Annotated in this window: 1 pseudogene; it reads left to right on the plus strand. The window is 67.4% G+C overall.

Annotated elements, in window-relative coordinates:
• Positions 1 to 374: 374 nt before the first annotated feature.
• Positions 375 to 586: pseudogene (locus AB8Z36_RS41620) on the plus strand (NAD(P)-dependent alcohol dehydrogenase); the annotation flags it as partial.

Below are 586 nucleotides of genomic sequence, written 5' to 3' on the forward strand. Positions count from 1 at the left end.
ACGCATACGTCTCATGGCCATCCAAGAGGTGAGTGGCGTCAACTGGTGTACGACGCAACGGTGTTGCCCTACGGATTAGCCCTGTAGTCATAGGCATGTCAATGGTCTGAACCAAACGAGGACTAGACCAATTCGGGGCCTCTCTCCGTCCCCGGACGGCCGCCCCGCTCTCCCCGCTCCGGCGAGCCGCTGGTCAGGCGGGGACCCTGATGGCCGGGCCCTGCCGGGGCGGAGGTCCGAGGGCACTCGACCACAGTTCGCTGAAGGTCCTGCCTGTCCGGGGCGGGGTCGAACTCGACACGGAGCTCGCTTGAAGCCTCGGCGAACCGGGGCAATCCTGGTTCGATGGGAGCACTTCGGAGGGGGCCGCGCCGATGAAGGCGATCGTTCAGGACGCGTACGGCTCGGAGGAAGTCCTGGCCCTTCGTGACATCGACCGTCCCGTACCGCGCGACGACGAGGTGCTCGTCGGTGTGCGCGCCGCAGGTGTGGGGCCCGAAGTGTGGCACCTGATGACCGGCAGGCCGTACGTGGCCCGGGTCGCTCTCGGGCTTCGCAGGCCCAGGAACCCCGTACGGGGCTGGGA

It is taken from the genome of Streptomyces flavofungini (assembly GCF_041028215.1).
GTDB lineage: Bacteria > Actinomycetota > Actinomycetes > Streptomycetales > Streptomycetaceae > Streptomyces > Streptomyces flavofungini_B.